This window comes from Dactylosporangium sp. NPDC051087, from assembly GCF_055586325.1.
Genome location: NZ_JBVJIJ010000025.1, coordinates 96,768 through 121,459 on the forward strand (window position 1 = coordinate 96,768; position 24,692 = coordinate 121,459).

The 24,692-nt window shown below is 74.7% G+C and carries 15 protein-coding genes; 2 read left to right on the forward strand and 13 right to left on the reverse strand.

What is annotated here, in order from left to right:
• Positions 1 to 32: 32 nt before the first annotated feature.
• The 12 genes from ACZ6TV_RS39630 to ACZ6TV_RS39685 all read right to left on the reverse strand — a co-directional run bounded on the left by ACZ6TV_RS39630 (position 33) and on the right by ACZ6TV_RS39685 (position 19,676).
• Positions 33 to 3,263 (reverse strand): beta strand repeat-containing protein, encoded by a 3,231-nt coding sequence (locus ACZ6TV_RS39630; protein WP_465303867.1) that lies wholly within the window; start codon positions 3,261 to 3,263, stop codon positions 33 to 35.
• Positions 3,264 to 3,399: 136 nt separating this feature from the next.
• Positions 3,400 to 4,854 carry an amidohydrolase family protein gene (locus tag ACZ6TV_RS39635; RefSeq protein WP_465303869.1) on the reverse strand — a complete coding sequence of 485 codons (1,455 nt, stop codon included), beginning with the start codon at positions 4,852 to 4,854 and terminating at the stop codon, positions 3,400 to 3,402.
• The gene (locus tag ACZ6TV_RS39640) at positions 4,851 to 6,440 is read right to left on the reverse strand and encodes a PucR family transcriptional regulator (protein ID WP_465303871.1); all 1,590 of its coding nucleotides are present in this window, start codon (positions 6,438 to 6,440) and stop codon (positions 4,851 to 4,853) included. Before ACZ6TV_RS39640 ends, ACZ6TV_RS39635 begins: the two co-directional genes overlap by 4 nt.
• A 10-nt stretch (positions 6,441 to 6,450) precedes the next feature.
• On the reverse strand, positions 6,451 to 7,557 hold the full coding sequence (menC, locus tag ACZ6TV_RS39645; protein WP_465303873.1) for an o-succinylbenzoate synthase: 1,107 nt from the start codon (positions 7,555 to 7,557) through the stop codon (positions 6,451 to 6,453).
• Complete coding sequence (locus ACZ6TV_RS39650) at positions 7,554 to 8,411, reverse strand: GNAT family N-acetyltransferase (RefSeq protein WP_465303875.1); 858 nt, start codon at positions 8,409 to 8,411, stop codon at positions 7,554 to 7,556. The genes menC and ACZ6TV_RS39650 overlap by 4 nt, the downstream gene beginning before the upstream one ends.
• On the reverse strand, positions 8,408 to 9,553 hold the full coding sequence (locus ACZ6TV_RS39655; protein ID WP_465303877.1) for a M20/M25/M40 family metallo-hydrolase: 1,146 nt from the start codon (positions 9,551 to 9,553) through the stop codon (positions 8,408 to 8,410). Before ACZ6TV_RS39655 ends, ACZ6TV_RS39650 begins: the two co-directional genes overlap by 4 nt.
• Positions 9,543 to 12,884 carry a serine hydrolase gene (locus tag ACZ6TV_RS39660; protein ID WP_465303879.1) on the reverse strand — a complete coding sequence of 1,114 codons (3,342 nt, stop codon included), beginning with the start codon at positions 12,882 to 12,884 and terminating at the stop codon, positions 9,543 to 9,545. The genes ACZ6TV_RS39655 and ACZ6TV_RS39660 overlap by 11 nt, the downstream gene beginning before the upstream one ends.
• Positions 12,881 to 13,858: an ABC transporter ATP-binding protein gene (locus ACZ6TV_RS39665; RefSeq protein ID WP_465303881.1), complete on the reverse strand. Its 978-nt coding sequence runs from the start codon at positions 13,856 to 13,858 to the stop codon at positions 12,881 to 12,883. Before ACZ6TV_RS39665 ends, ACZ6TV_RS39660 begins: the two co-directional genes overlap by 4 nt.
• Positions 13,851 to 15,701, reverse strand: coding sequence for a dipeptide/oligopeptide/nickel ABC transporter permease/ATP-binding protein (locus tag ACZ6TV_RS39670; RefSeq protein WP_465303883.1), 1,851 nt, complete (start codon positions 15,699 to 15,701; stop codon positions 13,851 to 13,853). Before ACZ6TV_RS39670 ends, ACZ6TV_RS39665 begins: the two co-directional genes overlap by 8 nt.
• 3 nt (positions 15,702 to 15,704) lie before the next feature.
• Positions 15,705 to 16,658, reverse strand: a complete 954-nt coding sequence (locus tag ACZ6TV_RS39675; protein WP_465303885.1) for an ABC transporter permease — start codon at positions 16,656 to 16,658, stop codon at positions 15,705 to 15,707.
• Between the two features lie 22 nt (positions 16,659 to 16,680).
• Positions 16,681 to 18,270 carry an ABC transporter substrate-binding protein gene (locus ACZ6TV_RS39680; RefSeq protein WP_465303887.1) on the reverse strand — a complete coding sequence of 530 codons (1,590 nt, stop codon included), beginning with the start codon at positions 18,268 to 18,270 and terminating at the stop codon, positions 16,681 to 16,683.
• Between the two features lie 11 nt (positions 18,271 to 18,281).
• Positions 18,282 to 19,676, reverse strand: coding sequence for a serine hydrolase domain-containing protein (locus tag ACZ6TV_RS39685; RefSeq protein WP_465303889.1), 1,395 nt, complete (start codon positions 19,674 to 19,676; stop codon positions 18,282 to 18,284).
• Positions 19,677 to 19,839: 163 nt separating this feature from the next.
• Between ACZ6TV_RS39685 and ACZ6TV_RS39690 the strand changes: the two genes are divergently transcribed.
• The gene (locus tag ACZ6TV_RS39690) at positions 19,840 to 22,569 is read left to right on the forward strand and encodes an ABC transporter permease (protein WP_465303891.1); all 2,730 of its coding nucleotides are present in this window, start codon (positions 19,840 to 19,842) and stop codon (positions 22,567 to 22,569) included.
• 244 nt (positions 22,570 to 22,813) lie between these two features.
• Positions 22,814 to 24,001, forward strand: a complete 1,188-nt coding sequence (locus ACZ6TV_RS39695; RefSeq protein WP_465303893.1) for an RCC1 domain-containing protein — start codon at positions 22,814 to 22,816, stop codon at positions 23,999 to 24,001.
• Positions 24,002 to 24,068: 67 nt separating this feature from the next.
• Here ACZ6TV_RS39695 and ACZ6TV_RS39700 read toward each other — a convergent pair whose 3' ends face one another.
• Positions 24,069 to 24,608: a hypothetical protein gene (locus ACZ6TV_RS39700; protein ID WP_465303895.1), complete on the reverse strand. Its 540-nt coding sequence runs from the start codon at positions 24,606 to 24,608 to the stop codon at positions 24,069 to 24,071.
• Between the last annotated feature and the right edge of the window lie 84 nt (positions 24,609 to 24,692).

Here is a 24,692-nt window from a genome sequence, read left to right on the forward strand (position 1 = left end):
GGTGCCCGCGCCGGCCCGGCGACCGGCGGCGGTCATGCGCGGGCGGGCCGGTGCGGGGTGCGGTGCCGCGGCCGGCGCCATTCCGGCCGGCGGCCGAGGCGCAGCGCGAGGATGCCGGCCAGCAGCGCCACCAGCCCGGTCGCGGCGACGCCGGTCACCGGGGCGCCGGTCACGGCCAGGTCGGAGGTGGCGGCGGCGACGGTGATGGCCAGCTTCATCGCGTGCGGGTTGCCGTCCGGGTCGACGCCCTGGGCGGCCAGGGTGTGCGCGCCCGCCGCGAGCGACGGCGGCACGGTGACGGCCTTGCTGAAGTTGCCGGCGCCGTCGGTGAGGACGGTGCCGAGGACCTGCGGGTCGGAGTAGATGGTGATCGTCGCGGTCGAGTGGGCCGCGAAGCCGGTGCCGATGATGACGATCTGCTGGCCGGGCTCGGCGGTGCTGATGCTGCCCTTGTCGGTCGTCAGGGTCAGGTCGGTCACCGGCGGCGCGGGCGGCACGACCGGCGCGGTCGGGGTGCCGGTGGCCTGAGCGGTCGCGGCGGCGGAGTTGCCCGCGGCGGACGTGGCGACGACCGACACGGAGTAGCTCGTCCCGGCCTGCGCGCCCAGCACGCACGAGGTCTCCGCGGCGGTGGCCGTGCAGGTCGCCGGGCCGGGGTCGGCCGTGACGAGGTATCCGGTGACGGGTGACCCGTGCGTGGCCGGTGCTGTCCACGTGACGACGACCGACGACACCGCCGCGGCGGCGACGACCCCGCCCGGAGCGTCGGGCGCGCCCGGGTTGACGGTCAGGCCCGCCGGGTTGCTCGTCGCGTCTCCGCCCGCGCTGTTGTGGAACACGGCGCGGTACTGCCTGCCGGTGTCGGCCGCGACGGGGGTGAACGTCAGCGAGCCGCTGGTCGCGCCGGGCACGTCGGTCCAGGTCGTGCCGTCCGTGGAGGTCTGCCACCGCACCGTCGGCGTCGGGTTGCCGGACGCGGCGGCGGTGAACGTGACAGGGCTGCCGGACGAGACGGTCTGCGCCGTCGGCTGGGTCGTCACGCTCGGCGCGGCGAGGCACGCGCTCGCCGCCTCCGGGGTCAGCTCGTACCTGACGCCGGCCGCCTGCACCAAGGGGGCGGTCATGTAGGTGTACCCGTTCGTCAGGGTGTCCGAGCCGCCGTAGGCGTCCACGACGACGTCGACGACCCCGTCGGGGTGGGCCGGCGTCGTGATCGTGAACGACGTGTCGGTGTGGCCGACGTTGAGGGTGCTCATGTCCGAGGAGTTGCCGTCGAACCAGACACCCAGGACGCCGATGAGGTTCGTTCCGGTGATCGTCACCGTGTCCCCGCCGCCGGATCCGATGTTCGGCGTGATGGCCGTGATCGTGGGCGTCTCGTCGTAGTGCAGCACGATGGCGTTGGACTCGCCGCCGGGTCCCGTGGCGACCACGTCGACGTCGCCGGCCGCGTGCGGCGGTGAGACGAAGGTGAAGCTCGTCATGTTGATGCCGGTGAAGGGGACGTCGGCCCCGTCGACGGTCAGCTTCGTGATGGTGCCGAGCCGGATGCCGGTGACGGTGTGTGTCGCCCCGCCCGAGACGTTGACGAAGTTGGGCGAGGAGCAGCACAGGATCGGCGGCTGCAGGTACTGGTACGTGACCCCGCTCGCCGACGACCCGGCGGCGGTCTGCACGACCACGTCGACGGGGCCGGTCCCCGCCGGGCTGACCGCGGTGATCTGGGTGCCGCTGTCCACGGTGTACGAGGTCGCGTTGACCCCGTCGAACGTCACCGCCGTCGCGCCGGTGAAGTCGGTGCCGGTGAGCACGACGCTGGTGCCGCCCGCCTCCGGTCCCGACGACGGGGCCATGCTGGTGATGGCCGGCGCGGCCGGGGCGGTGTACGTGTACCCGCCCACCGCCGTGTCCGTGCCGCCGGGCCCGGTGACCACGACGTCGACGGCCCCGGCGGCGTGCGCCGGGCTGACGACGGTGATCTGGGTGGCGCTGTTGACCGTCATCGACGTGCCGCTGACCCCGTCGAACGTGACGCCGGTCGCCCCGGTGAAGCCGGTGCCGGTGAGGACCACGGAGGTGCCGCCCAGGTCGGACCCGGTCGTCGGGGACAGCGACGTCAGCACCGGCGCCGGCGGCAGCTGGTACGTGTAGCTGACCGCGCTCGACGCTCCGGCGGGGGTGGTGACGACGACGTTCTTTGCACCGGCGGTGCCGGCCGGTGCGACGGCGGTGATCTGGGTGGCGCTGTTCACGGTGTACGAGGTGGCGTTGACCCCGCCGAACGTGACAGCCGTCGCGCCGGTCAGGGCCGTGCCGGTGATCGTCACCGACGTGCCGCCGAGCGTGGACCCGGTGTTCGGCGACAGCGACGACACGACCGGCGCCGGCACGACGTAGGTGTAGCTGGCGGCGGTGGAGCTGCCGCCGGGGGTGGTGACGACGACGTTCTTGGCGCCGGCGGTGCCGGCGGGTGCGACGGCGGTGATCTGGGTGGCGCTGTTCACGGTGTACGAGGTGGCGTTGACCCCGCCGAACGTGACGGCCGACGCGCCGGTCAGGTTGGTGCCGGTGATGGTGACGGACGTGCCGCCGAGCGTGGTGCCGGACGTCGGCGACAGCAGCGACACCGTCGGCGCCGACACGGCGTACGTGAACGGGCTCGCGGCGGAGTCCCCGCCGGGCGTGGTGACGACGACGTCCTTCGCCCCCGCGGTGCCGGCCGGTGCGACGGCGGTGATCTGGGTGGCGCTGTCCACCGTGTACGAGGTGGCGTTGACCCCGCCGAACGTGACGGCCGACGCGCCGGTCAGCCCGGTGCCGGTGATCGTGACGGAGGTGCCGCCGGCGGTGCTGCCGGACGTCGGCGACAGCGACGACACGACTGGCGCCGGCGCATAGGTGAACTGCGGGCCACCGCTGGACGGCCCGCACAGCGCGGTCGTGACGACGATCTCGACCGGGCCCGCGGCGTGCGCCGGTGCGACCGCGGTGACCTGCGTGGCGCTGTTCACGACGACCGATGCCGCCGCGACCCCGCCGAACGTGACCGTGGTCGCGCCGGTGAAGTCGGTGCCGGTGATCGTGACCGTCGTGCCCGCCCGGCCCGTCGTCGGGCTCACGCCCGCCACGACCGGCGCGTCGGCGGCCAGCACGACCGGCACCGCGCGGAGCTGTGCCCGTGCCGGGGTCACGACGACCGCGGAGGAGAGGACGAACAGGGTGGCGGCGAAGGCCCCGGCCCATGCCCGGAACGCGATGGACATGGTGCCCCCCGATACGCCGGCCTGCTGGTGTCACCCCGTAACGTAGACCAATAAGTTCGGATTTACTCCGATTTGCCGCTAGTGCTCCCGGCGCTGTCCGTGCAGGTCAGGGCAGTTCAGTGCAGTTCAGGGCAGTTCAGGGGCGCAGGGCGCGGCCCGGGTAGGCGTCGGTGAGCAGCTCGCCGTCGCGGACGACCGGCTCGCCGTTGACCAGGAGATGACGGACGCCGAGCGACGGGGCGGTCGGGGCCAGGACCGACGCCTGGTCGGTGACGGCACCCGGGTCGAGCACGACGATGTCCGCGTCGGCGCCGACGCCGAGGTGGCCCTTGCGGCGGGCGGCGGGGGTGTGCGCGTCCAGCAGCCGCGCCGGCAGGAACGAGCAGCGCCGGAAGGCCTCGGCCCAGTCCCAGACGCCGGTCTCCCGGACGAACCGGCGCAGGGTCCTGGCGAACGTGCCGGCGGTGCGCGGGTGGGTGGCGCCGCCGTCCGGCAGCGGCCACCGGCGGGTGTCGGTGCTGCCGTCCTCGAAGGTCACCGGCAGGGCGTCGCTGGCGACGATGGTGCCCGGGTGGGCGAAGGCCGACTCGAGCAGGGCGCGCTGCGCGGGGTCGGTCTCGTCGAGGATCTCGATGAGGCACAGCGCCCCGGGGGTGGCGGTCCGCACCTCGCGGAGGCGGGCCGCGTCGGCGATGCGTTCGCCGCTGCGCAACAGCACGATGTTCGACGGCGTGAGACCCCAGACGTGCAGGCGTTCGGGTGCGAGGAAGGCGGCGCCGACCGCGGTGCTGCCGGTGCCATACGGATACGCCTCGTAGGTGACCCGGGACCCCGCCGCGACCGCCGCCTCGATGGTGCTGAGCGCGCGCTCCAGGTGCCGGCCGGAGGTGCTGTTGACGTGGCAGTAGTGCATCGCGGCGCCGGTCTCGGCGGCGGCCGTCGTCAGTTCGGACGCGCCGTCGACGACCACCGCCGGGTCGGCCTCGACGAGGTTCCTGACGTGCGCGAACAGCGGTACACCGGCGGCCCCCGCGAGACGGGCGACGGACAGGAACTCGCCGGGGTCGGCCTGCGGGGCGTAGCCGATCGGCACGCCGATGCCGAGGGCGCCGGCGGCGAGCTCCTCGGAGAGCAGGTGCAGCCACCGGTCGCGCTGGGCCGGGGTGGACGAGCGCTGCCACAGGTCGTTGCCCAGCAGGGCCATGACGGCGCCCAGGTCGGGGACCGGCTCGACGCCGGCGAGGACGAGACCGCGGGCGGCCGTCCACGACGCGGAGTACCCGTAGTTGAGCGGGCGGCCCTCGGCGGCGGCCTTCGCGAGCGCCGCCGCCACGGGCATGAGACCGACCTCCAGGTCCAGGGCCGTGGTCACCCCGTCGAGGGCCTGCAGGCGCTGGCCGGCGATGGTGTTGACGTGGCTGTGGACGTCGACGAGGCCCGGCCCGACGACCAGCCCGGACACGTCCAGGACGACGGCGTCGCCGTCCGCCTCCGCGGCGATCGAGCCGTCGCGCACGAACAGGTCACGCACGGCGTCCGTCCCGGTGCCGGGGTCGACGACGCGGCCGCCGCGCAGCAGGTATGAGGTCATGAGCGTCCAATCAGGCGTAGCTCCAGCATCGCGGCGAAGCGCGCGTCGGGGTCCCGCAGGTCGAGGGGGCCGACCTCGGCGACGCGGCGCAGCCGGTACCGGAAGGTGTTGGGATGCACGTACATCGCGGCCGCGGCGGCGACCGCGTCGCCGAAGGCGTCCAGCCAGGCCCGCAGCGTGTCGACGAGGTTGGTGTTGTGGCGGGCGTCGTAGGCGATCAGGTTCGCGACCGCGCCGCTGGGCTGGTCGCCGCGGGCCGACACGACGTCGGCCAGGTCGAGCAGGAGCGCGTCCACGTGCACGTCGGCGAGGCGGGCGACCCGGCGGCCGGTGCCGGTGCGCAGGACCCGCAGCACCCGGTCCGCCTCGGCCCGTGCCGCGGCGAGCCCGGCGACGTCCTGCGCGACCGGGCCGATGCCGGCCACGGCGGGGGTGCGCTCACCGACCCGGTCCAGGAAGTCGGTCGCGATCCGGCAGGCGCGCTCCTGGTTGACCGGGACGAGCGCATACACGACGTCGCCGACGAGCGCGGCCGCCGACCGGGGGTGCACCGCGCCGACGTGCATGGCCAGCGCGTCGGCCAGCCGCTGACGCTCGGTGGCCGGGCCCGCGTCGGCGTCCGGGGAGGAGCCGAGCAGGGCGAGCCCGAGGACCGCGACCGGCCGGTCGGCGAGGCCGAGGCGGGTCAGCGCGTCGAGGGCGCCCGGCCCGCCCTCCAGGGCGGTGCTGAGCAGGTCGGTGCGCAGCCGCCGCTCCACGTCGGCGCCCGCCCGGATGCGCAGCATGTGCAGCGCGACCACCCGGGCGGCGTCGCGCAGCGCCTGCATCCGGTCGGGGGTCGGCGGCCGGCGGACCGCGGCCCAGATCGAGCCGAGGATCTCGTCGCCGGCCCGGACCGCGACCGCCACCCGCGGCAGCAGGAAGTCGTCGCCGCCGGGCTCGACGTAGACCGGTTGGTCGCTGCGGTACAGGTCGCGGAAGATCCCCTGGTCGGTGAGGTAGCGCGCATACCGCTCGGGCACCTGCCGGCCGAGGATCGTCTCGATGCGCGACCGGTCGGCCTCGTCCTGCCGGCCGGAGTAGGCCAGGACCCGCGAGCTGCGGTCCTCGATGGTGACGGGCGCGTCGAGCAGCGCCGCGATCGCGTTCGCGAGGGCGAACAGGTCACCCGCCTGGACGCCGCCGAGGGTCTGCGGCCCGGCGTCGCCGACGTCGTCCTCGGCGAGCAGCGACCGCAGCAGCGCGGCGAGCTGCGCCCACGACGCGCCGCGGGTCAGCCCGAGCAGCGCCACCCCGGACTCCGCCGAGGCGGCGGCCAGGTCGTGCCCGGCCGGCACCGGCGACCGCACGACGAGCCCGACGGCCTCCTGCCGGCCGAGCGCGTGCAGCAGCCGGGCGGCCTGCCCGGCGTCGCCGACGCCGACGCCGAGGACCAGCGCGTGCTGGGGGAGCACCGGCTCGTCGAGCGGGTCGTGGATGACCACCCCGCCGATCGCGGCCGTGTTTTCGGGGTCGCCGTGGACCAGCTCGAGCAGCGTGGCGCCCAGATCGTCGAGGACGCGCCCGAGGCTGGCCTGTGGTCGCACGACAGGAATCTTAGATCCGGATCCAGGTCGTTTCGGTCGTTATGTGCGCCAGGACGTCGGGCAGCGGCTCGACGCCGAGGCCCGGCCCGGTGGGCACGGCCAGGTGGCCGTCCTGCAGCACGAACGGCGCGGTGACGTCGGTGCTGTAGTAGCGGTCCGAGGCCGACGTGTCACCGGGCAGGGTGAAGCCGGGCAGCGCGGCGAGCGCCACGTTCGCGGCCCGCCCGATGCCGGTCTCCAGCATCCCGCCGCACCACACCGGTACACCGTGCGCCGCGCAGACGTCGTGGATCCGGCGGGCCTCCAGGTAGCCGCCGACCCGGCCCGGTTTCACGTTGACGATCTCGCAGGCGCCCAGGGCGATGGCCGCGGCGGCGGTACGGGCGGAGGTGATCGACTCGTCGAGGCACACGGGGGTGCGGATGAGCTTGGCCAGGGCGGCGTGCCCGAGCAGGTCCTCCTCGTCGAGGGGCTGCTCGATCAGCAGCAGGCCGAACGGGTCGAGCCGGGCCAGGTGCCGGGCGTCGGCGAGCGTGTAGGCGGTGTTGGCGTCGACCTGCAGCAGCAGCGCGTCGCCGAACCGTTCGCGGACGGCGCGGACCGGCTCGACGTCCCAGCCGGGCTCGATCTTCAGCTTGATCCGCACGTACCCGGCCTCGACGTATCCGGCGACCGCGTCCAGCAGCTCGCCGATCGAGTTCATGATGCCGACGGAGACCCCGCACGGCACCCGGTCGCGGACCGCGCCGAGCTCCCGCGCCAGGGGGCGGCCCGCGGCGCGCAGCTCCGCGTCCAGGACCGCCATCTCCAGGGCCGCCTTCGCCATCCGGTGACCCTTGTACGGCGCGAGCGCCGGCCCGACCGCGGTGCCGTCGAGGTGCTCCACCGCGCCGAGCGCCGGGATGAGGAACCGGGTGAGGACGTCGGTGGCGGCCTCCACGTACTCCGAGGAGTACAGCGGGTCGGCCATCGCCACGCACTCGCCCCAGCCGTCCGCCTCGGGCGTCGCGGCGCGCAGCAGCAACAGGTCGCGGGAGGTGCTGGTGCCGAACGAGGTGCGGAACGGCGCGACGAGCGGCAGCCGGACGCGGCGCAGCTCGACTCCGGTGAGTTTCATGGGTTCCCGTCTTTCGCGTCGGTGAGCACGTACCAGCCGGCCCGGTCGAAGCCGGCCACCCGCAGCCCTCTGGCCATGAGCGTGCCGAGCGCCTCGCGGACCGCGATCCGCCAGGCGTGCGCGGCGGCGGGGTCGGTGCGGCGCAGCGCCTCGACGTCCTGGGGCACGGCCACCAGGACGGTGCTCCCGCCGAGGTCGCCGGGCTGGGGACGGCCGTCCGCGGTGCGGCCCAGCCCGACCACGGCACCCCGTGGGGCGCACAACGCCGGGCGGCCGGCGCACGCGGCGTCGACCGCCGGGGCGGCGAGATCCCAGCTGACCAGCAGCCGGTCGCTGTCGTCGGCGCCGTTGAGCCCGTCGTTCATGCCGCCGTAGAAGTTGGTCAGGTACTCGGCCGGGGTGGCGGCCAGCTTCGCCAGGTTGAAGTACGCGTTGCGGCCGACGAGCGGGTCGTAGGTCCACGCGATGGTCCGCAGCCCGCGGTGCAGGGCCCAGGCCCGCTGGTGCGTCTTGAGGGCGAAACCGACCGCGCGCCGGCCGCCGCCGTGGGTGACGCCGGTGATGTGGCTGTGCATGGTCGCCTGCGCGGGCGGGCCGAAGAACCCGACGCACGCGCCGACGAGCTCGTCACCGTCGTAGGCGCCGGCGACGTAGTTGTCCGCCTTGCTGAACGCCCGCAGGAGCACGGCCGTGACCGGCTGGTTGTTCGGGTCGGGCCGCCAGATCCGGTCGAACAGCTGATGCATGGCCTGGAAGTCGCCGTCGCCGGCGATCTCGCGGACAGTCACCCCGGCCGCGTCCGCGGCGGCGCGGGCCTGCCCGGCCGCCGCGTCGGTGAAGGTCCCCGCCGTCACCGGACACCTCCGGCGCCGTCGAGGACGTCCAGCACGAGTGCCGTGACGAGGGCGGTCCTGCCCGGCAGCGCGTCGATCAGGACGTGCTCGTCGTCGGCGTGGGCGCCGCCGCCGACCGCGCCGAGCCCGTCGAGGGTCGGGGTGCCGACGCCGGCGGTGAAGTTGCCGTCGGACGCCCCGCCCACGGCCGCCTCGTCCAGCGGCGGCAGGCCGAGCCGGCCGGCGAGCGCGCATGCCCGCCGGTACAGCCCGGCGGACGCGGCGGCGGTCAGCGGCGGCCGGTTTCCCCCGCCCTCGACGACCAGGCGGGCGCCGTCGAGGACGGGACGCAGCCCGGCCAGGGCGGCGGCGACCCGGTGCTGCTCGGCCTCGTCGCGGACACGGACGTCGACGGCGAACCCGGCGGCCGCCGGCACGGTGTTGGTGGTGGTCCCGGCGGTCACCGCCGTCGGGGTGACGGTGGTGCCGAGGTCCGGGTCGCCGAGGCCGTGCACGGCGAGGAGCTGGTGGGCCAGCTCCACGGCGGCGTTGACGCCGCGCTCCGGCTCGAGACCGGCGTGGGCGGCCCGGCCGGTGATCCGCACCCGGTAGAACCCGGCGCCCTTGCGGGCCGTCTTGAGCGCGCCGCCGTCCGCGGCGGCCTCCAGGACCAGGGCGGCGCGGGCGCCGGCCGCCTCCCGCTCGACGAGCGCCTGCGAGCTCGGCGAGCCGATCTCCTCGTCGCCGGTGATGAGCACGGTCACGGCGGCTCCTCGCCCGGCCGCGGCGGCGGCCGCGTGCAGCGCCATCACCACCCCGGCCTTCATGTCGAAGCAGCCGGGGCCGCGCAGCCGGCCGCCGGTCGTGGACCAGGGATGGGTGGCCAGGGTGCCGACCGGCCACACCGTGTCGTGGTGCCCGAGCAGGAGGACCCGGTCGGGGCCGTCGCCGAGCCGCCAGCGCAGGTGGGTGTGGCCGTCCAGGACGATGCGGTCCGGGGCGGCGCCGAGCCGGCGCGCGCCGACCCCCGCGACCACGTCGGCGCTGCGGGCGACGGCGGCGAGGTCCGCCGACGGCGACTCGGCCCGCACCAGGGTCTCGATCTCGGCGAGCAGCGCGGGCAGCGCCGCACGCATGTCCCGCACCAGCGTGTCACCGTCCATCGTGGACCTTCGGGGTGGCGCGTACCCCGAAATGCAGGTACGGCTCGCCGGTCGGCAGCGTGTAGAACGTCACCGGCGCCCAGTTCTGCGCCGACGGCTCCTTGACCAGGAACAGGTGCTCTTCGACCGGGACCATCGTGTATTCGGACACCGGGTCCGGGACCAGCTCGGCGATCGGCCCGGTGACGGTGCTGCGCATGACCGGCCCGCCGTCGCGTTCGAGGACCTCGATGCGGACGCTGGCCCGCTCGTACGTGCCGATGAACCGCTGGAAGTCGACCTGGACGGGTTCGGCGGGCGGCGCGATCGGGTGCGGCATCGCGAGGTCCGCGGTTTCGGCGAAGATCTCCCGGTACAGCTCGTCGTAGAGGTCGCGGCCGTTGCCGCCGTTGGTGAGCAGCGTGACGGCGAGCCCCTCCTCGGGCAGCAGGCGCAGGAACGCCGACTGGCCGATGGTGTTGCCGTCGTGCCCGATGAGCCGCCGCCCGTCCCAGCCGAACCGGATCCAGCCGAGCCCCCACGAGTCGCCGAGGGAGTCCTTGTCGGGCAGCTCGGCGTGCTGGGCGGCCATCGCGGTGGCGCTCGCCTTGCTCAGCACCCGGCCGCCGTCCGGGGCGAGGCCGCCGCGCAGGTGCAGGCGGGCGAACGCGAGCACGTCTGCGGCGGTGGCGTTGATCAGGCCGGCCGGGCCGAGCGAGCGGGGCAGCCCCCAGGCCGGTGCCACCTGGAGGTCGTCGAGGTCCTCGCCGACGTGCCCGATCGCGGTGCGGTGGGCGAGGGCCTCCTCGGGCAGCGTGCCGGTGCGGCGCAGCCCGAGCGGGCCGAAGAGCCGGGCCCGCAGCGCCGCGTCCCACGTGCCGCCGGTCAGCTTCTCGATGACCCGGCCCGCGAGGGAGAACCCGGCGTTGCAGTAGGACCAGGTGACGCCGAGCGGGTGGTTCTGGGTCTGCTCGGCGAGCAGTGCCACGTACCTGTCGAGGCAGTCGTCGCCGCGGCCGGTGTCGGTGAACACGTCGCCGTCGATGCCGCTGGTGTGGGTGAGCAGGTGCCGCATGGTGACCTGCTTGGTGACCTCCGGGTCGGCGAGGCGGAACTCGGGCAGCACGTCGACGATCGGCGCGTCCAGGTCGAGCAGGCCCTCGTCGACGAGCTGCAGGACGACGGTCGCGGTCCACACCTTCGAGATCGAGCCGATCTGGAACACCGAGTCGGTGGTGGTGGCGACGCCGGTGTCCTTGTTCACCACGCCGTACGCGGCCTCGACGACCTCGTCGTCGGCGCCCGGCCGCAGGCGCAGGATGCCGAGCGTCGCGCCGGGCACCTTGTGCCGCGCGGCGAGCGCGGTCAGCCTGCGCTGCCAGTGCGCGGCGTCCAGGGCCGCGCGCCGAGGTCCGCCGCGGCCGCCGGCGTAGCGCTCAACCCAGTCGACGACGCGGCGGTTGAAGTCGAGCCGGTGCGACGGCCGGCCCTGCAGGATGAACAGGTGCGACGCGTCCGGGTAGAGGACGAGGCGGGTCGGCACGTCCCGCTCGCGCAGCGCGGTGTGCCACTGCTGCGCCTGCCCGACCGGGCACCGCACGTCGGCGGCGCCGTGCAGGACCAGGGTGGGCGTGCGGACCCGGTCGACCCGGGTGATCGGCGACATCGCCGCGTGGTCCCCGCCGGCCAGCTCGAACGCGGCGAGGAAGTGCCCGGCGTCGGCGGTGCCGGACTGGCTGGCCAGGTCGCTGACCACGCCACCGGCGACCGCGGCGGCGAAACGGTCGTCGATCCCGGTCAGGTAGCAGGTCATGTAGCCGCCGTAGCTGTAACCGGCGACGGCGAGCCGGGCCGGGTCGGCGACCCCCTCGGCGACCAGCGCGTCGAGCGGCTCCAGGAGGTCCTTGGCGTCGGCGACGCCCCACGCGCCGAGCGCGGCGGTGTAGAACGCCTCGCCGTAGCCGTCGCTGCCGCGCGGGTTGAGCAGCAGCACCGCCCAGCCGCGCGCGGCGAGCTCCTGGTGGTACAGGTGCACGTCGTCGGCGGCGCCGTTCCACGCGTTGTGCGGCCCGCCGTGGACGTCCAGCAGCAGCGGGCCGGGCCCGGTCGCCGCCGGGTCGCGGATCAGCCAGCCGTGCACGACGGTGCCGTCGGAGACGGTGAACTCGCGCTCCTCGCGGGCGAACAGGTCGAACCCGGTGCCGTGCGCGGTCCTCGCCGCGGTGTCCCCTGTGGACAGTTCGACGGTGACGACCTCCCCGAGCGAGTCCGGGGTGAGCAGGAGGACGGCCGCGGTGTCCCCGGCGGCCGACATCCCGGCGACCGAGCGTCCGGCGCCGCCGAGGACCAGCCGGGGCTCGCCGCCGTCGACTGGGACGGTGTACAGGTGGGTGTCGCCGCGGTCGCGGACGCAGAACAGCACGGACCGTCCACCGTCGACGGTCACCGGCAGGGCGCCCGGGTAGCCCGGCCCGCCGGGCATCACGTTGCGGTCCAGCGCGGCGGACAGGCTGGTGACCGGCGCGCCGTCCAGCGGCACCCGCAGCAGGTGCGCGTGCCCGGTGAGCCGGCCCGGGAAGCCGACGACGAGCAGCGCCGCGCCGTCCGCGGTCCAGGTGACCGGGCCGCCGGTCCCGTCCGCCAGCCCGGCGAGCCGGGGCGCCGCCGCCGGGTCGGTGGCGGAGCGCACGTAGACCGGCGTGTGCATCGTCTTGTCGGAGTCCGGTGCGGTGGCGGCCGTGTACGCCAGTTGCGTCCCGTCCGGCGACCACGCCGGCTCGCCCGCGTGCCAGTCGCCGTCGGTGAAGCGGCGGCAGGTCTTTCCGGCCACGTCCACGACGTGCACGTGGCCGCGCACGGTGCGCAGGTATCCGGCGCCGTCGGCGAGGTAGTCGAGGCGGTCCGCGACGATCGGCGCCGCGCCGCGCCGCTCGCCGGCCGCGTCGTCCTCCCCGGCGGCCGCGTGCAGGTCGACCGGGGCGGTGAACGCGATGGCGGTGCCGTCGGGGCTCCACACCGGCCGCCCGGCGCCCATCGGCAGCGTGGTGAGCTGCTCGGGCTCCCCGCCGCCGGCCGGCAGCAGCCACAGCTGCGCGCCGCCGTCACCGGCCCGCAGGAACGCGATCCGGGTGCCGTCCGGCGACCACGCCGGCGCCGAGTCCGAGCCGCCGCGGGTGAGCTGCCGCGGCTCGCCGGTGCGGGCGCCGACCCACCAGAGGTTGTGCAGGGTCCGGTCGGCGCCGGCGTCGACGGTACGGAGCACGTAGACGACCCGCGTGCCGTCCGGCGCGATCGCCGGCTGCTCCGGCGTCGCGAGGGTGAGCAGGTCGTCGATGCGCTGGCGTCGGGTCACGGCGTACTCCTCATGGGATGCGTGTCTGGTGCGGCGAAGTGGCAGGCGGCGCGGTGCCGGTGTGCGGCGCCGTCCGGTTCGGATTCGCGGCAGGCGTCCCGCTTCAGGATGAGCGGGCCGACCGGGCAGCGCGGGTGGAACCGGCAGCCGGGCGGCGGGTGGTGCGGGTCCGCCGCCTCCGCGGCGTCCAGCACGGCCTCCGCGCCGAGCATCGCCCGCCCGGGGGCGCCGGGTTGCGGCGCCGAGGCGAGCAGCTGCCGGGTGTACGGGTGCTGCGGGTCGCCGAGCACGTCGTCCACCGGCCCGATCTCGACGATCCGGCCGAGGTACATGACGGCGAGGATGTCGCTGACGTACCGGACGACCGCCAGGTTGTGCGAGATGAACAGCATCGACAGGCGCAGCCGGCGCTGCAGGTCGCGCACCAGGTTGAGCACGGTGCCCTGGATGGACACGTCCAGCGCCGAGGTGATCTCGTCGGCGATGATCACGTCCGGGCGGGCGGCCAGGGCGCGGGCGAGCGCGACCCGCTGCCGCTGCCCGCCGGACAGCTGCGCCGGGTACTGCCGGGCCCGTTCCGGCGCAAGCTCGACCAGGTCGAGGAGCCGGGCGACCTCGGCCCGGCGGTCGGCGGTGCTCGTGCCACGGGGCACCGCCTCGGCGATCGAGGCGCCGACGGTCATCCGCGGGTCCAGCGACGAGTACGGGTCCTGGAACACCATCTGCACGCGGCGCCCCTCGCCGGTGCCGGGGGTGCGCGGCAGCGCCCGCCCGTCGAGCAGGACGTCCCCGCCGGCGAGCGGTGCGAGGCCGACGGCGGCGCGGGCGAGGGTCGACTTGCCGGAGCCGGACTCGCCGACGAGCCCCACCACCCGCCCGGCGGGGACGGTGAGGTCGACCCGGTCGACGGCGGTGACGCCGCGCCGCCGCCCGCCGAACCGGACCGAGACGTCCCGGAAGCTCAGCTCATTCACCGTGCTCGACCACCTTCGCGTGCCAGCAGGCGACCCGCCCGCCGTCGTCGTCCGTCTCCAGCGGAGGGTCCTGCTGCCGGCAGAGGTCGGTGGCGTACGCGCACCGCGGCGCGAACGCGCAGCCGGTGGGCCGCTCGCCGGGCTCGACCGGCCGGCCGGGGATCACGGTCAGCGGCAGGTCCCGGTCGGTGCCCAGGTGCGGCACCGCGGCCAGCAGCGCCCGCGTGTAGGGATGCCGCGCCCCGCCGGGGAGCGCCGTGGCCGGCACGTCCTCGACGATGCGGCCGGCGTACATCACCAGCACCCGCTCGCAGACCTGGCTCACGACCGTGATGTCGTGGCTGATCAGCAGCAGCGCGACGGCGTCGGCGGCCCGGATGTCCTCCAGCAGGGCGAGGACCTGCCGCTGCACGGTCACGTCCAGCGCGGTGGTCGGCTCGTCGGCGACGATGAGCACCGGGCTGCCCATCAGGCCCATGCCGATCATCGCCCGTTGCCGCATGCCGCCGGAGAACTCGTGCGGGAACTGGTGCGCCCGCCGCTGCGGCGCGGGCAGCCGGACGGCCCGCAGCCGGTCCACGGCCCGCGCGAACGCCTGCCGCCGGTCCATGCCCTGGTGCTGCCGGGCCGACTCGGCGAGCTGCCGGCCGATCCGCTGGGTCGGGTTGAACGACGACATCGGGTCCTGGAACACCATCGCGAACGTGGTGCCCAGCAGGCGCCGCTGGGCGCGGCTCGGCCCGTGCCGCAGGTCCTCCCCGGCGAACTCGAGGCGGTCGGCGCGCACCTCGCCGGGCGCCTCGATCAGCTGGGCGATCGCCAGAGCGGTGAGGCTCTTGCCGGAGCCGGACTCGCCGACCACCCCGACCGCCTCGCCGCGGCGCATCGTGAAGCTCAGCCCGCGGACCGGCGTCAGGTCGCCGAACGTGACGTGCAGGTTCTCCACGGCGAGCACGGTGCCGTCGCCCTCGCCGTCCACGGTGGACGGCTTCGGCGCGGCGGGCTCGCGGCGGCGCACGGCGGTGAACAGCGGCGTGCTCTGCCCGATCTGCCGGGCGATCGCCTCGCCGGTGAGGTTGAACGCCAGCCCGGCCAGGACGACCGCGACGCCCGGCACGAGGGCCGCGAGGGGATGCACGTAGAGGCTGTTGAGGCCCTCGCCGAGCAGCCGGCCCCAGTCGTAGTCGGGTGCCTGCACGCCGAGGCCGAGGAACGACAGGCCGGCGAAGGCGAGCAGCGAGCCGCCGGCCGCGACGGTCGCGTTGACGACGAGGGGCCCGCCGATGTTCGGCAGGATGTGCCGGACCAGGACCCGGAATCGGCCGGCCCCGGCGATCCGGGCGGCGGCGACGTAGTCGCGTTCCGCGACGGAGGCGACGAGCGTGCCGGTCAGCCGGGCGAAGGCGGGCGCGACGGCGAAGCCGATCGCGAGGACGGCGCCCTTCGCGCCGACCCCGAAGATGACCGCGAAGCTGAGCGCGAGCAGCAGCCCGGGGAACGCGACCGCGACGTTCACCCCGGCGGTGACGAGACGGCCCAGGCGGGCGCCGAGCAGCTGCGGCGCGGCGCCGAGCAGCAGCCCGGTGACGACGCCGAGCCCGGTCGACAGCAGCGCCAGGATCACCGACAGCCGGGTCGCGACGAGGACCCGGTGGAAGATGTCGCGGCCGAGCCCGTCGGTCCCGGCCCAGTGCCGCGCCGACGGGCCCTGCAGGATGCCGCCGGTGTCCACGGCGCCGGCCCGGTCCGCCCACAGCACGGGCGCCAGAACGGCCATGAGCAGCACGACGGTGAGCAGCGCGGCGGCGGACACGCCGAGCGGGGTACGCAACCGGTGCGGCACGGCTCAGGCCTCCCGGATCGTCGAGCGCGGGTCGAGCAGGGCCAGGCCCACGTCGACGACGAGGTTGACCAGGAGCACGCCCAGGCCGTAGATGAGCACGATGCCCTGCACCACCGGATAGTCCTTGGCCAGGATCGACTGGACGATGGTGCTGCCCAGGCCCGGCCACGCGAACACGTTCTCCACCAGGACGGTCGCCGCGACCAGCCCGCCGAGCAGCAGCCCGGCGAGCGTCATCGTGGCGGTCAGCGAGTTCGGCAGCGCGTGCCGCAGGTACAGGCGCCGGGCCGGCAGCCGCTTCGCGCGGGCGGTGCGGATGTAGTCGGCGTCCAGCACGGCCAGGGTCTCCACCCGCATGATCCGGGCGAGCACCGCGGCCGGGCCGAGGGCGAGGGCGAGGACCGGCAGGACGTACGAGCCGGGACCGTCCCGCCCGGCGATCGGCGCCAGCCCGAGGCGGACGCCGAACACGTACACGAGACCGGCGCCGATCAGGAACTCCGGCACCGCGCCGAGGAACACGCTGGTGGCGGTGAAGCCCAGCTCCAGCTGCCGGCGGCGGCCGGCCCTGGTCAGCACCGCCATGGTCAGGCCGAGCGGCACGGACAGGACGACGGCGACGAGGAAGGCGTAGACCGCCAGCTCCAGGGTCGCCGGGTAGCGGTCCGTGAGGACCTGCGAGACCGGCAGTCCGGAGATCGTCGAGGTGCCGAACCGCCCGGCGGACAGGTCCGCCAGGTAGTCCAGGTACTGCCGCCACAGCGGGTCGTCGAGGCCGAGCTGTGCCCGGCGCGTGGCGACGAGCTCGGCCGGTGCGGTGACGCCGAGCGCCGCCCGCACCGGGTCACCCGGGATGAGGTGGATCATGCCGAACGCGGCGGTCAGCAGCACCCAGACCGAGAACAGCAGCCGGCGCAACCGGCGTGCGGCGAACCGCACCCATGCGTTGTCCGTCATCGCCCGCACGCCGGTCACCACCTCAGGCGAGCATTCGGATCGACTGCGGGATCAGCGCGCCGTCGCCGAGCTCGAACTGCGCGCCCTGACCGAACGTCGGGATCGTCGAGTTGACGAACGGCACCAGGTCGACGTGCTGGAAGATCGCCTTCTCCGCGGCCGCCCACTTGTCGCAGCCGGCGGTGCCGGCGATCGCCGACGCCTCCGTGACCGCCTTGGTGTAGTCGGCGTTGTCGATGCCGGAGAAGTTGACGCCGTTCGGCGCGGACGGCCCGGACACGTACGGGATGACCTGGCTGGGCAGGGTCGTGTTGAGCGGCAGGAACGCCGCCTCCCAGGCGAGCTGCCCGCCGAGCAGCGCCGTGCCGATCTCGGCGTCGGTCACGGACTTCACGGTGACCTCCGCGCCGACGCTCGTCCAGACCTTCTGCGTGAGCTCGGCGCCGGCCTGCGAGCCGGCGCCCAGGCTGGCCGGGTACGCGATCGTGATGGTGAGCTTCTGCCCGCCCTTCGCGCGGCCGCCGCCGGAGCCGGCCGTCCAGCCGGCGGCCTCCAGCGCGGCCTTCGCCGCGTCGAGGTCGTGGCCGGGCAGGTTGCCCTCGACCGTGTTCTGCTTGCACGGCCCGATGCCCGAGGCGACGAGGCCCGTCGGCGGCTTGCCGCTGCCGCTGCTGACGACCTTGCCCAGCTCGGTCAGGTCGAGCGCCTGGACCAGCGCCTTGCGCACCTGCTCGTCGGCGCCGGGCAGCCCGGTCTTGTGGTTGAACCACAGCTCGCCGAGCGCCGCCTCGATCTGCCGCTGGTGCAGACCGGCCGCCTGGAGCCGCTGCCGGTCCGGCCCGACCATCTGCGCGGCGTTCACCTGCTTGGACGTCAGCAGGTTGGCCGCGGTCGCCTCGTTGGTGACGACCTTGAGGACCGCCGTGTCGGGCAGGCCGGGCTGGACGGTCTTCCAGTCACCGGGGCCCCACGCGTAGTCCTTGCGGCGGGTGAACGTGTAGTGGTCGTTGGCGACCGCCTCGGTCAGCGTGAACATGCCGGTGCCGTCGCCGCCCTGCTTGAGCAGGTTGCGGTCCTTCATGCCCTTGTCGCACACGATCGGCAGGCCGCCGACCATCCGGGCGAGGAACGCCGCGGGCGCCGGCGAGGTGACCGTCACCGTGCCGGCCGCGTCGTCCGCCTTCGCGGTCGCGCCGGCCGGGACGAACGCCCCGATCCGCGACGACCCGTTCTTCGGGTCGCCGACGAAGTTGATGTTGTCGGCGACCACGGTCGCGGTGAGCGGGCTGCCGTTGGCGCACTTGACGTCCTTGCGCAGCGTGTACGTCGCGGACGTCGTCGTGCCCTGCCAGGTCTGCGCCAGCCCGGCGACCTCGTTGCCGCCCGGGTCGATGCTGATCAGGGAGTCGTACATGAACCGGCCGACGAGCATCGCGACCGACAGGGACGTGAGGTGGGGGTCGAGCGTGCCGGGGTCGGCGCCGAGCACCATGGTGAACGTCTTGCCGTCGGCGAGCTGCTGATCGCCGGTGGTCCCGGTGCCGTTGCCGCCGCACGCGCCGAGGAGGAGCGCGAGACCACCGACTGCGGCGGTGATCCGGACAGATCTCATGGATGCCTCCGCTACTGGTTCGTGGGGACGCGACGGATCGCGCGGCCGCTGTGGACGTACAGGGAGTGACCGGTCCCGTCGTCGCCGACGAAGACGTAGGGGATGTGGACGCCGAGCGTGGCCTTGAGCGGGACGAACCGGTCGCCGGACAGATGGACCAGCTCGGTCCGCTCGACCTGGCCGCCGAGCTGCGCCATGAGCCCCTTGGGCCGCTGCTCGACCCAGAGCCGTCCGTCGCCGTCGCGCTCCACGACGAGCTCGGCCACGTCGCACGAGTACGTGCCGAGGTGGCGCTCGACGTCGACGGTCTCCGGCTCCTCCGGCGGCGCCGGCAGCGGCGGCATCTGCACGCCGGCCAGGTCCCGCAGCACCTTCGTGAAGATCTCGCTGTACAGCGCGAACGGATTGCCGCCGTTGCTGAGCAGCGCGACCGCGACGTCCCGCCCGGGCACCACGCGCAGCATCGCCGCCTGGCCGATCGTGTTGCCGTCGTGCCCGATCACCGGGCCGCCGGGCCAGTCGAACACCTCCCAGCCGAGCCCCCACGCGTCGCCCATCAGGCCGAGCTCTGGCAGGGTCACCTGGGGCTGCCGCATCGCCGCCGCGCTGTCGGCGCCGAGCACCTGGGTGCCGTCGGCCGCCTTGCCGCCGTCGAGGTGCATCCGCGCGAAGGCGACCAGGTCGCGGGCCCGCATCGTGAGCATCGACCCGGCCGGGGCGTTGGACCGGGCCAGGGCCCAGATCGGCGCCGGCACCGGGTCGGCGTCCGGCCCGGGCTGGATGTGCCCGACCGCGGCCCGGAAGAGGATCGCCTCGTCGGCGCCGTTGGCGGCGTGGGTGAGCCCGAGCGGCCCGAACAGGTGCTCGCGGACGCAGGCGTCGAACGGCTTGCCGCGCAGCACCTCGACGACCCGGCCGAGCACGCAGTACCCGGCGTTGTTGTAGGAGAACATGCTGCCGGGCGGGAACAGCTGGGGCGTGGCGGCGAGCGTCGCGACGTACTTCTCGACGCAGTCGTCGCCCTTGCCGGTGTCGGTGAAGATGTCGCCCTCGAAGCCGGCCGTGTGGCTCAGCAGCTGCCGCACCGTGATCGCGGCGGCCGCCGCTTCGTCGGCGATGGCGAACTGCGGCACGTACTGCCGGACGGGCGCGTCGAGGTCGAGCGCGCCCTCGTCGGCCAGCTGCATCACGAGCGTGGCCGTCCACACCTTGGTGATGGACCCGACCTGGAACACCGAGTCGGCGGTGGCCTCCACCCCGGTCGCCAGGCTCAGAACGCCGGCCGCGACGTCGATGACGTCACCGCCGACCGAGACCGCCACCGCAGCGGCGGGCACCTTGTACTCGACGAGCAACGCGGGCAACCGCTCGCGCAGCCAGTGATGGATGTCATCCAGTTCCGACATGCGGCAACCCTAGGTTCACGCTCCCGACCGGTGTTCGTCCAAGACGACAACTCCGGTGCCGCCAGTTCGTACCGGCGGACAGTCCGGCGCTTATTTCGCGTCTTGACATAAGGGGTCGGATCGATGGATGGTTCGGGGCGACCGTCGACACGGGGGTGTCCGAATGATCACGATCATCCGCGCGCAGCTGCGTTTCCGCCTGGGCCGGCAGGTCGCCACGCTCGCCGCGGTGACCGTGGCGGTGGCCAGCTTCGCGCTGCTGGTGTCGGCGTCGCAAGGGTCGCGGGTGCGGGTCGGCGGCACGGTCCAGGCCAACTACCGGCCCGTGTACGACATCCTGGTCCGCCCGCCCGCCGCCGTCGACACCGGGGAACAGGCCGGCGGGCTGGTGCGCACCGACCGGGTCACCTCGACCTACGGCGGCATCACCGAGGCGCAGTGGAAGCGGATCCTGGACCTGCCCGGGGTCGCGGTGGCCGCACCCGTGGCGATGGCCGGCTACGTCATGCAGACGGCGGCCGTCACCGTCGACCTCACCGACCACGTCGCCGCCGGCGGGCAGCGGCAGGTGCTGCGGGTGCGTCCGGTCTTCACCGGCGACCGCGGGCTGTCGAGCATCGCCGACGGACCGAAGTACCTCTACGCCACCAGGAACGCCCTCGAGTTCCTGCCGGGTGAGCCGATGGTCGAGGGCAAGATGTACGACAGCTCGCAGCTGCCGAGACCGCCGGCGGTCCACGAGCACGGCGCCGGTGGGGTGACCGAGGTGTGCGAGCCGCTGACCGGCTACTTCGACGGCGTCGACCCGCTCGCGCCGCGGGACCGCACCGAGGCGGTGTGCTGGTCCAGCGATCCGGCGTCGAGCATCGAGCAGACCCCGCACCCGCAGCTGCGGGTGCTGTTCCCGATCCCGCTGCTGCTGGCCGCGGTCGACCCGGTGCAGGAGGCGAAGCTCGACGGCCTCGACGCCGCCGTGGTGCGGGGCGGCTACTTCACGCCCGGCGACACCGCGCCGGGCATCCCGGTGCTCGCCTCCGGCAGCCTCGACCTGGACCAGCAGCTGCGCCTGGAGATCGAGCGCGTCGACGGCGACGCGGCGGACAAGACCGGTGCCGGGATGCGACTGGACAACGCGGTCGACTACTACGCCACCCAGCCGGCCACCCCGATCGGCGCGCGGGCCTACAGCGCCCAGGACGTGTATCCGGACCTGCTCCGGTCGCTCACCGGCACCGTCCCCGTGGGCGACTGGTGGACGACCAGCCCGATGACGCTGTCTGGCGGCACCGCCGGCGTGCTGCCCTACACCGGCGTCGAGTGGGGGCAGCACGCGCACGACAGGCCGGCCGGCAGGCCGCTGCCGGTGGGCCTGGCCGACGACCCGGTCCGCACCGTCGTCATGCACGGACCGTCGGACCCCAGGGGCGGGACGTTCCTGCGCGGCGTCGGCGTGTACGACCCGGCCGTGCTCGCCGCCGGTCCGGCGCTGTCCCGGCCGCCCTTCGACCTGTGGGCCGTGCCCGGGGCGACCGGCGCCGACGACGCGGCGCGCGCCGCGCTCGGCGACCGGCCGTTGCTGGCCGGCACCGGCTTCGCGGGCCCGCTCGGGCAGCGGCCGCACCTGCTCACCACGCTCTCGGCGCTGCCGGCGTTGCAGCGGGCGCCGTACGACAACCTCGACCCGGCGCACGGCGTCAACGCCGACGCCCCGATCTCGATGGTCCGGGTCCGGGTCGCCGGCACCGTCGGCATGGACGCGTTCTCCCAGGAACGGGTCCGGGCCGTCGCGGACCAGATCCATCTCGCCACCGGCCTGCGGGTCGACCTCACCATCGGATCCTCCGCGGCGGCGGTGCCGCTGCGCCTGCCCGCCGGAAGGTTCGGCCGCCCCGCGCTCGCCGTCCGCGACACCTGGCTGAAGCTCGGGGTCGCCACGACGATCGTGTCCGCGATCGACCGCAAGTCGCTGGTCCTGTCGATACTCGTCCTGATCGCCTGCGGCCTCGCGGTCGGCAACGCGACCGGCGCCGCGGTCCGCGGCAGGACCACCGAGCTGGGCGTGCTCGCCTGCGTCGGCTGGCCCCGCCGTCGGCTGTTCGCCCTGGTCGCGGGGGAGGCGTGCGCGGTCGGCGCGGTCGCCGGCCTGCTGGGCGCGATCCTGGCCCTCGCGTTGTCCCCGGCGCTCGGGGCCACGCTGAGCGCCGGGCACGCGCTCGTGGCGGTCCCGGCGGCGCTGCTGCTGAGCCTGCTGGCGTCGCTGCCTCCCGCGTGGCGGGCCACCCGCGCCGACCCGGCCGCCGCCGTGCGCCCCCCGGTCGTGGCCGTGCGGCGCCGCCGGGTGCCGCGCCGGGTCGGCGGCCTCGCCATCGGCAACGTCCTGCGCGCACCCGGCCGCACCGCCGTCGGCGCGTCGAGCCTCGCGATCGGCGTGGCGTCGCTGACCCTGCTGGTGATCATCAACCTCACCTTCCGTGGCAGCGTCTCCGGCACGGTCCTGGGCGACGCCGTCACCGTGCAGGTGCAGACCACGGACTACGTCGCGGCGGTCCTCACCACCCTGCTGGGTGCCGGCACGGTCGCCGACGTCCTCTATGTCGGCATCCGGGAGCGGGCCGCCGAGTTCGCCCTGCTCGGCGCGGTGGGCTGGGCGGACCCGGCGCTCGCCCGCCTCGCCGCGTACGAGGCGGTGGCGCTCGGCGTCCTGGGCGCGACCACGGGCGCCGGCGCGGCGCTCGGCACCGCCGCCCTGCTCAGCTCCGACCTCACCGTCACCTCGTTCGCGGTGGCCGCCGCCGCGGCGGTCGCCGGGACACTCCTGGCGGTGGCGGCCGCGATCCTGCCGGTCAGGTCGCTGCGCACCCTGCCGGCCGCCCGCCTGCTCGCCGAAGGCTGAATCCGGGACCGCGCGCCTTCTTCGCCGCCGTGGCGGAGGGCCGGTCGTCCCGGTTTCCTCGGCCCGCCTGGGGCATCACCTTTCGACCACCCGGACGGGTGCCGGCCGGACCCGCGCGCCGATTGACGACTGTAACTTTCGCGGCCCGGTGCAGGCGGACGGCGGTGCGGCGACGGCTTCGTTGCCCAGCGTGAGCGGATGATCGTAGCGTCCGCCCATCATCATGTCGTTGGGAGACAGGTACATGGGCGAATCTCGGATCGGCCGGCCGCGCGTTCGGCGGCGGCCCTTGTTCAGCATCGCCGCCGCCGCGGTGGCGAGCGTCGTCGGCGCCGTCCTGGCGGTCGCGTTCACGGCCGGCCCGGCCGCGGCGGCTCCGCCGGTCGCCAGTGTCGGCGCCGGTTACGGGCAGACGTGCGCGGTCGGCACCGACGCGACGCTGTGGTGCTGGGGCAGCAACTGGAGCGGCGAGGTCGGTGACGGCACCAACACGACGCGGACCACGCCGACCCGGGTCGGGACCGCGACGAACTGGTCCCGCATCGAGGCCGGCAGCAACTACGCGTGCGCGACCAAGACCGACGGCACGCTGTGGTGCTGGGGCGGCAACCGCCGGGGCCAGCTCGGCGACGGCAGCATCACCAACCGGAACGCCCCCGTGCAGGTCGGCACCGCGACCACCTGGGCCAACGTCAGCGCCGGTGACAGCCACACCTGCGGTGTGCGGACCGACGGCTCGCTGTGGTGCTGGGGCTTCAACCGGCTCGGGCAGCTGGGCCTGGGCACCGCCGACTACTACGTGACCGCGCCGGTGCGGGTCGGCACGGCGAGCAACTGGGCGAGCGTCACGGCTGGCTACGCGCACACCTGCGGGACGCGGACCGACGGCACCCTGTGGTGCTGGGGCGACAGCTCCAGCGGGCAGATCGGCACGGGCTCGCTGAGCTACTCGACGACGCCGGCGCAGGTCGGCACCGCGACCACGTGGAGCAGCGCGACGGCTGGCTTCCTGCACACCTGCGGCGTCCGCACCGACCGGACCCTGTGGTGCTGGGGCAACAACGGCTACGGCCAGCTCGGCGCGAGCGGCCCGCTGCAGAGCGCGCCGGTGCAGGTCGGCAGCGTCACCACCTGGAACGCGGTCAACGCCGGCTACGACTCCTCGTGCGCGAGCCGCACCGACGGCAGCCTCTGGTGCTGGGGCAACAACATGGCCGGCGGGCTCGGTGACGGCACGACGACCAGCCGGTCCACCCCGACGCGGGTCGGCACCGCCACGACCTGGACGACCGGGCTCGTCGCCGGCTACCACAGCTGCGGCGTGCGCACCGACGGCGGGCTGTGGTGCTGGGGGTACAACGGGAACTCGCAGCTCGGTGACGGCACCGCCACCGACAGGTCGACCCCGGCGCAGGTGAACCTCCCCGGCTGACCGCCGGCCGGGCGTGCCCGCCTTCACTCGTGGGCGGGCACGCCCGGCGTCACCGTGTCGCCGGAAGCTACATCGGCGGCAGCACGTAGGTCGCGTACGCGGAGACGTTGCCGACCTTGTCCCGGGCGCGGACGGCGTACGTCGTGGCCGCGTTCGCGAAGTGCGGGACGGACTGGTAGAGCTGCGTCGTGGTGATGTACGGCCGGCCGTTGACGGTGACCTCGTAGCCGGTGACGCCGAAGTTGTCCGTCGACGCCGACCACCGCAGCGTCACTCCGGTGCCGACCCCGGGCCACGTCGCCCGCGTCGCGACCATGTTGCCCGGGACCGTCGGCGCCTGGGTGTCGGTCAGGACGGTGTAGGTGCAGGGGTTGCCGTCGACGCGGCAGTTCGTGAGGTCGCCGGTGCCGAGGACGGCGAAGCCGGTCTCGAAGCGGACGCCCGCGGTCTGCGGCGACGCGGCGTAGAACTGCGCGACCCAGTGGTTGCCGGTGCGGGTGAAGGGCAGGCTGCCGAACGGGGTGACGCTCGAGCCCTCGGGCAGGTCGAACTCGAGGCGGAACGACGTGGTCGGCGCGCTGGTGGTGTACAGGACGGTGACTGTCACCCCGTAGGTCGGCGATCCGGCGGGGGAGGCTGCCGGACCAGGGTGCCCGTCCCGGCGTAGGCGGGCGACGTGACGAACAGGCTC

What these genes read in the sequence shown, in the direction of transcription:
- ACZ6TV_RS39630 (WP_465303867.1), bottom strand. Translation starts at nt 3,263, where the DNA reads ATGTCCATCGCGTTCCGGGCATGGGCCGGGGCCTTCGCCGCCACCCTG.
- ACZ6TV_RS39635 (WP_465303869.1), bottom strand. Translation starts at nt 4,854, where the DNA reads ATGACCTCATACCTGCTGCGCGGCGGCCGCGTCGTCGACCCCGGCACC.
- menC (WP_465303873.1), bottom strand. Translation starts at nt 7,557, where the DNA reads ATGAAACTCACCGGAGTCGAGCTGCGCCGCGTCCGGCTGCCGCTCGTC.
- ACZ6TV_RS39655 (WP_465303877.1), bottom strand. Translation starts at nt 9,553, where the DNA reads ATGGACGGTGACACGCTGGTGCGGGACATGCGTGCGGCGCTGCCCGCG.
- ACZ6TV_RS39675 (WP_465303885.1), bottom strand. Translation starts at nt 16,658, where the DNA reads ATGACGGACAACGCATGGGTGCGGTTCGCCGCACGCCGGTTGCGCCGG.
- ACZ6TV_RS39680 (WP_465303887.1), bottom strand. Translation starts at nt 18,270, where the DNA reads ATGAGATCTGTCCGGATCACCGCCGCAGTCGGTGGTCTCGCGCTCCTC.
- ACZ6TV_RS39685 (WP_465303889.1), bottom strand. Translation starts at nt 19,676, where the DNA reads ATGTCGGAACTGGATGACATCCATCACTGGCTGCGCGAGCGGTTGCCC.
- ACZ6TV_RS39690 (WP_465303891.1), top strand. Translation starts at nt 19,840, where the DNA reads ATGATCACGATCATCCGCGCGCAGCTGCGTTTCCGCCTGGGCCGGCAG.
- ACZ6TV_RS39695 (WP_465303893.1), top strand. Translation starts at nt 22,814, where the DNA reads ATGGGCGAATCTCGGATCGGCCGGCCGCGCGTTCGGCGGCGGCCCTTG.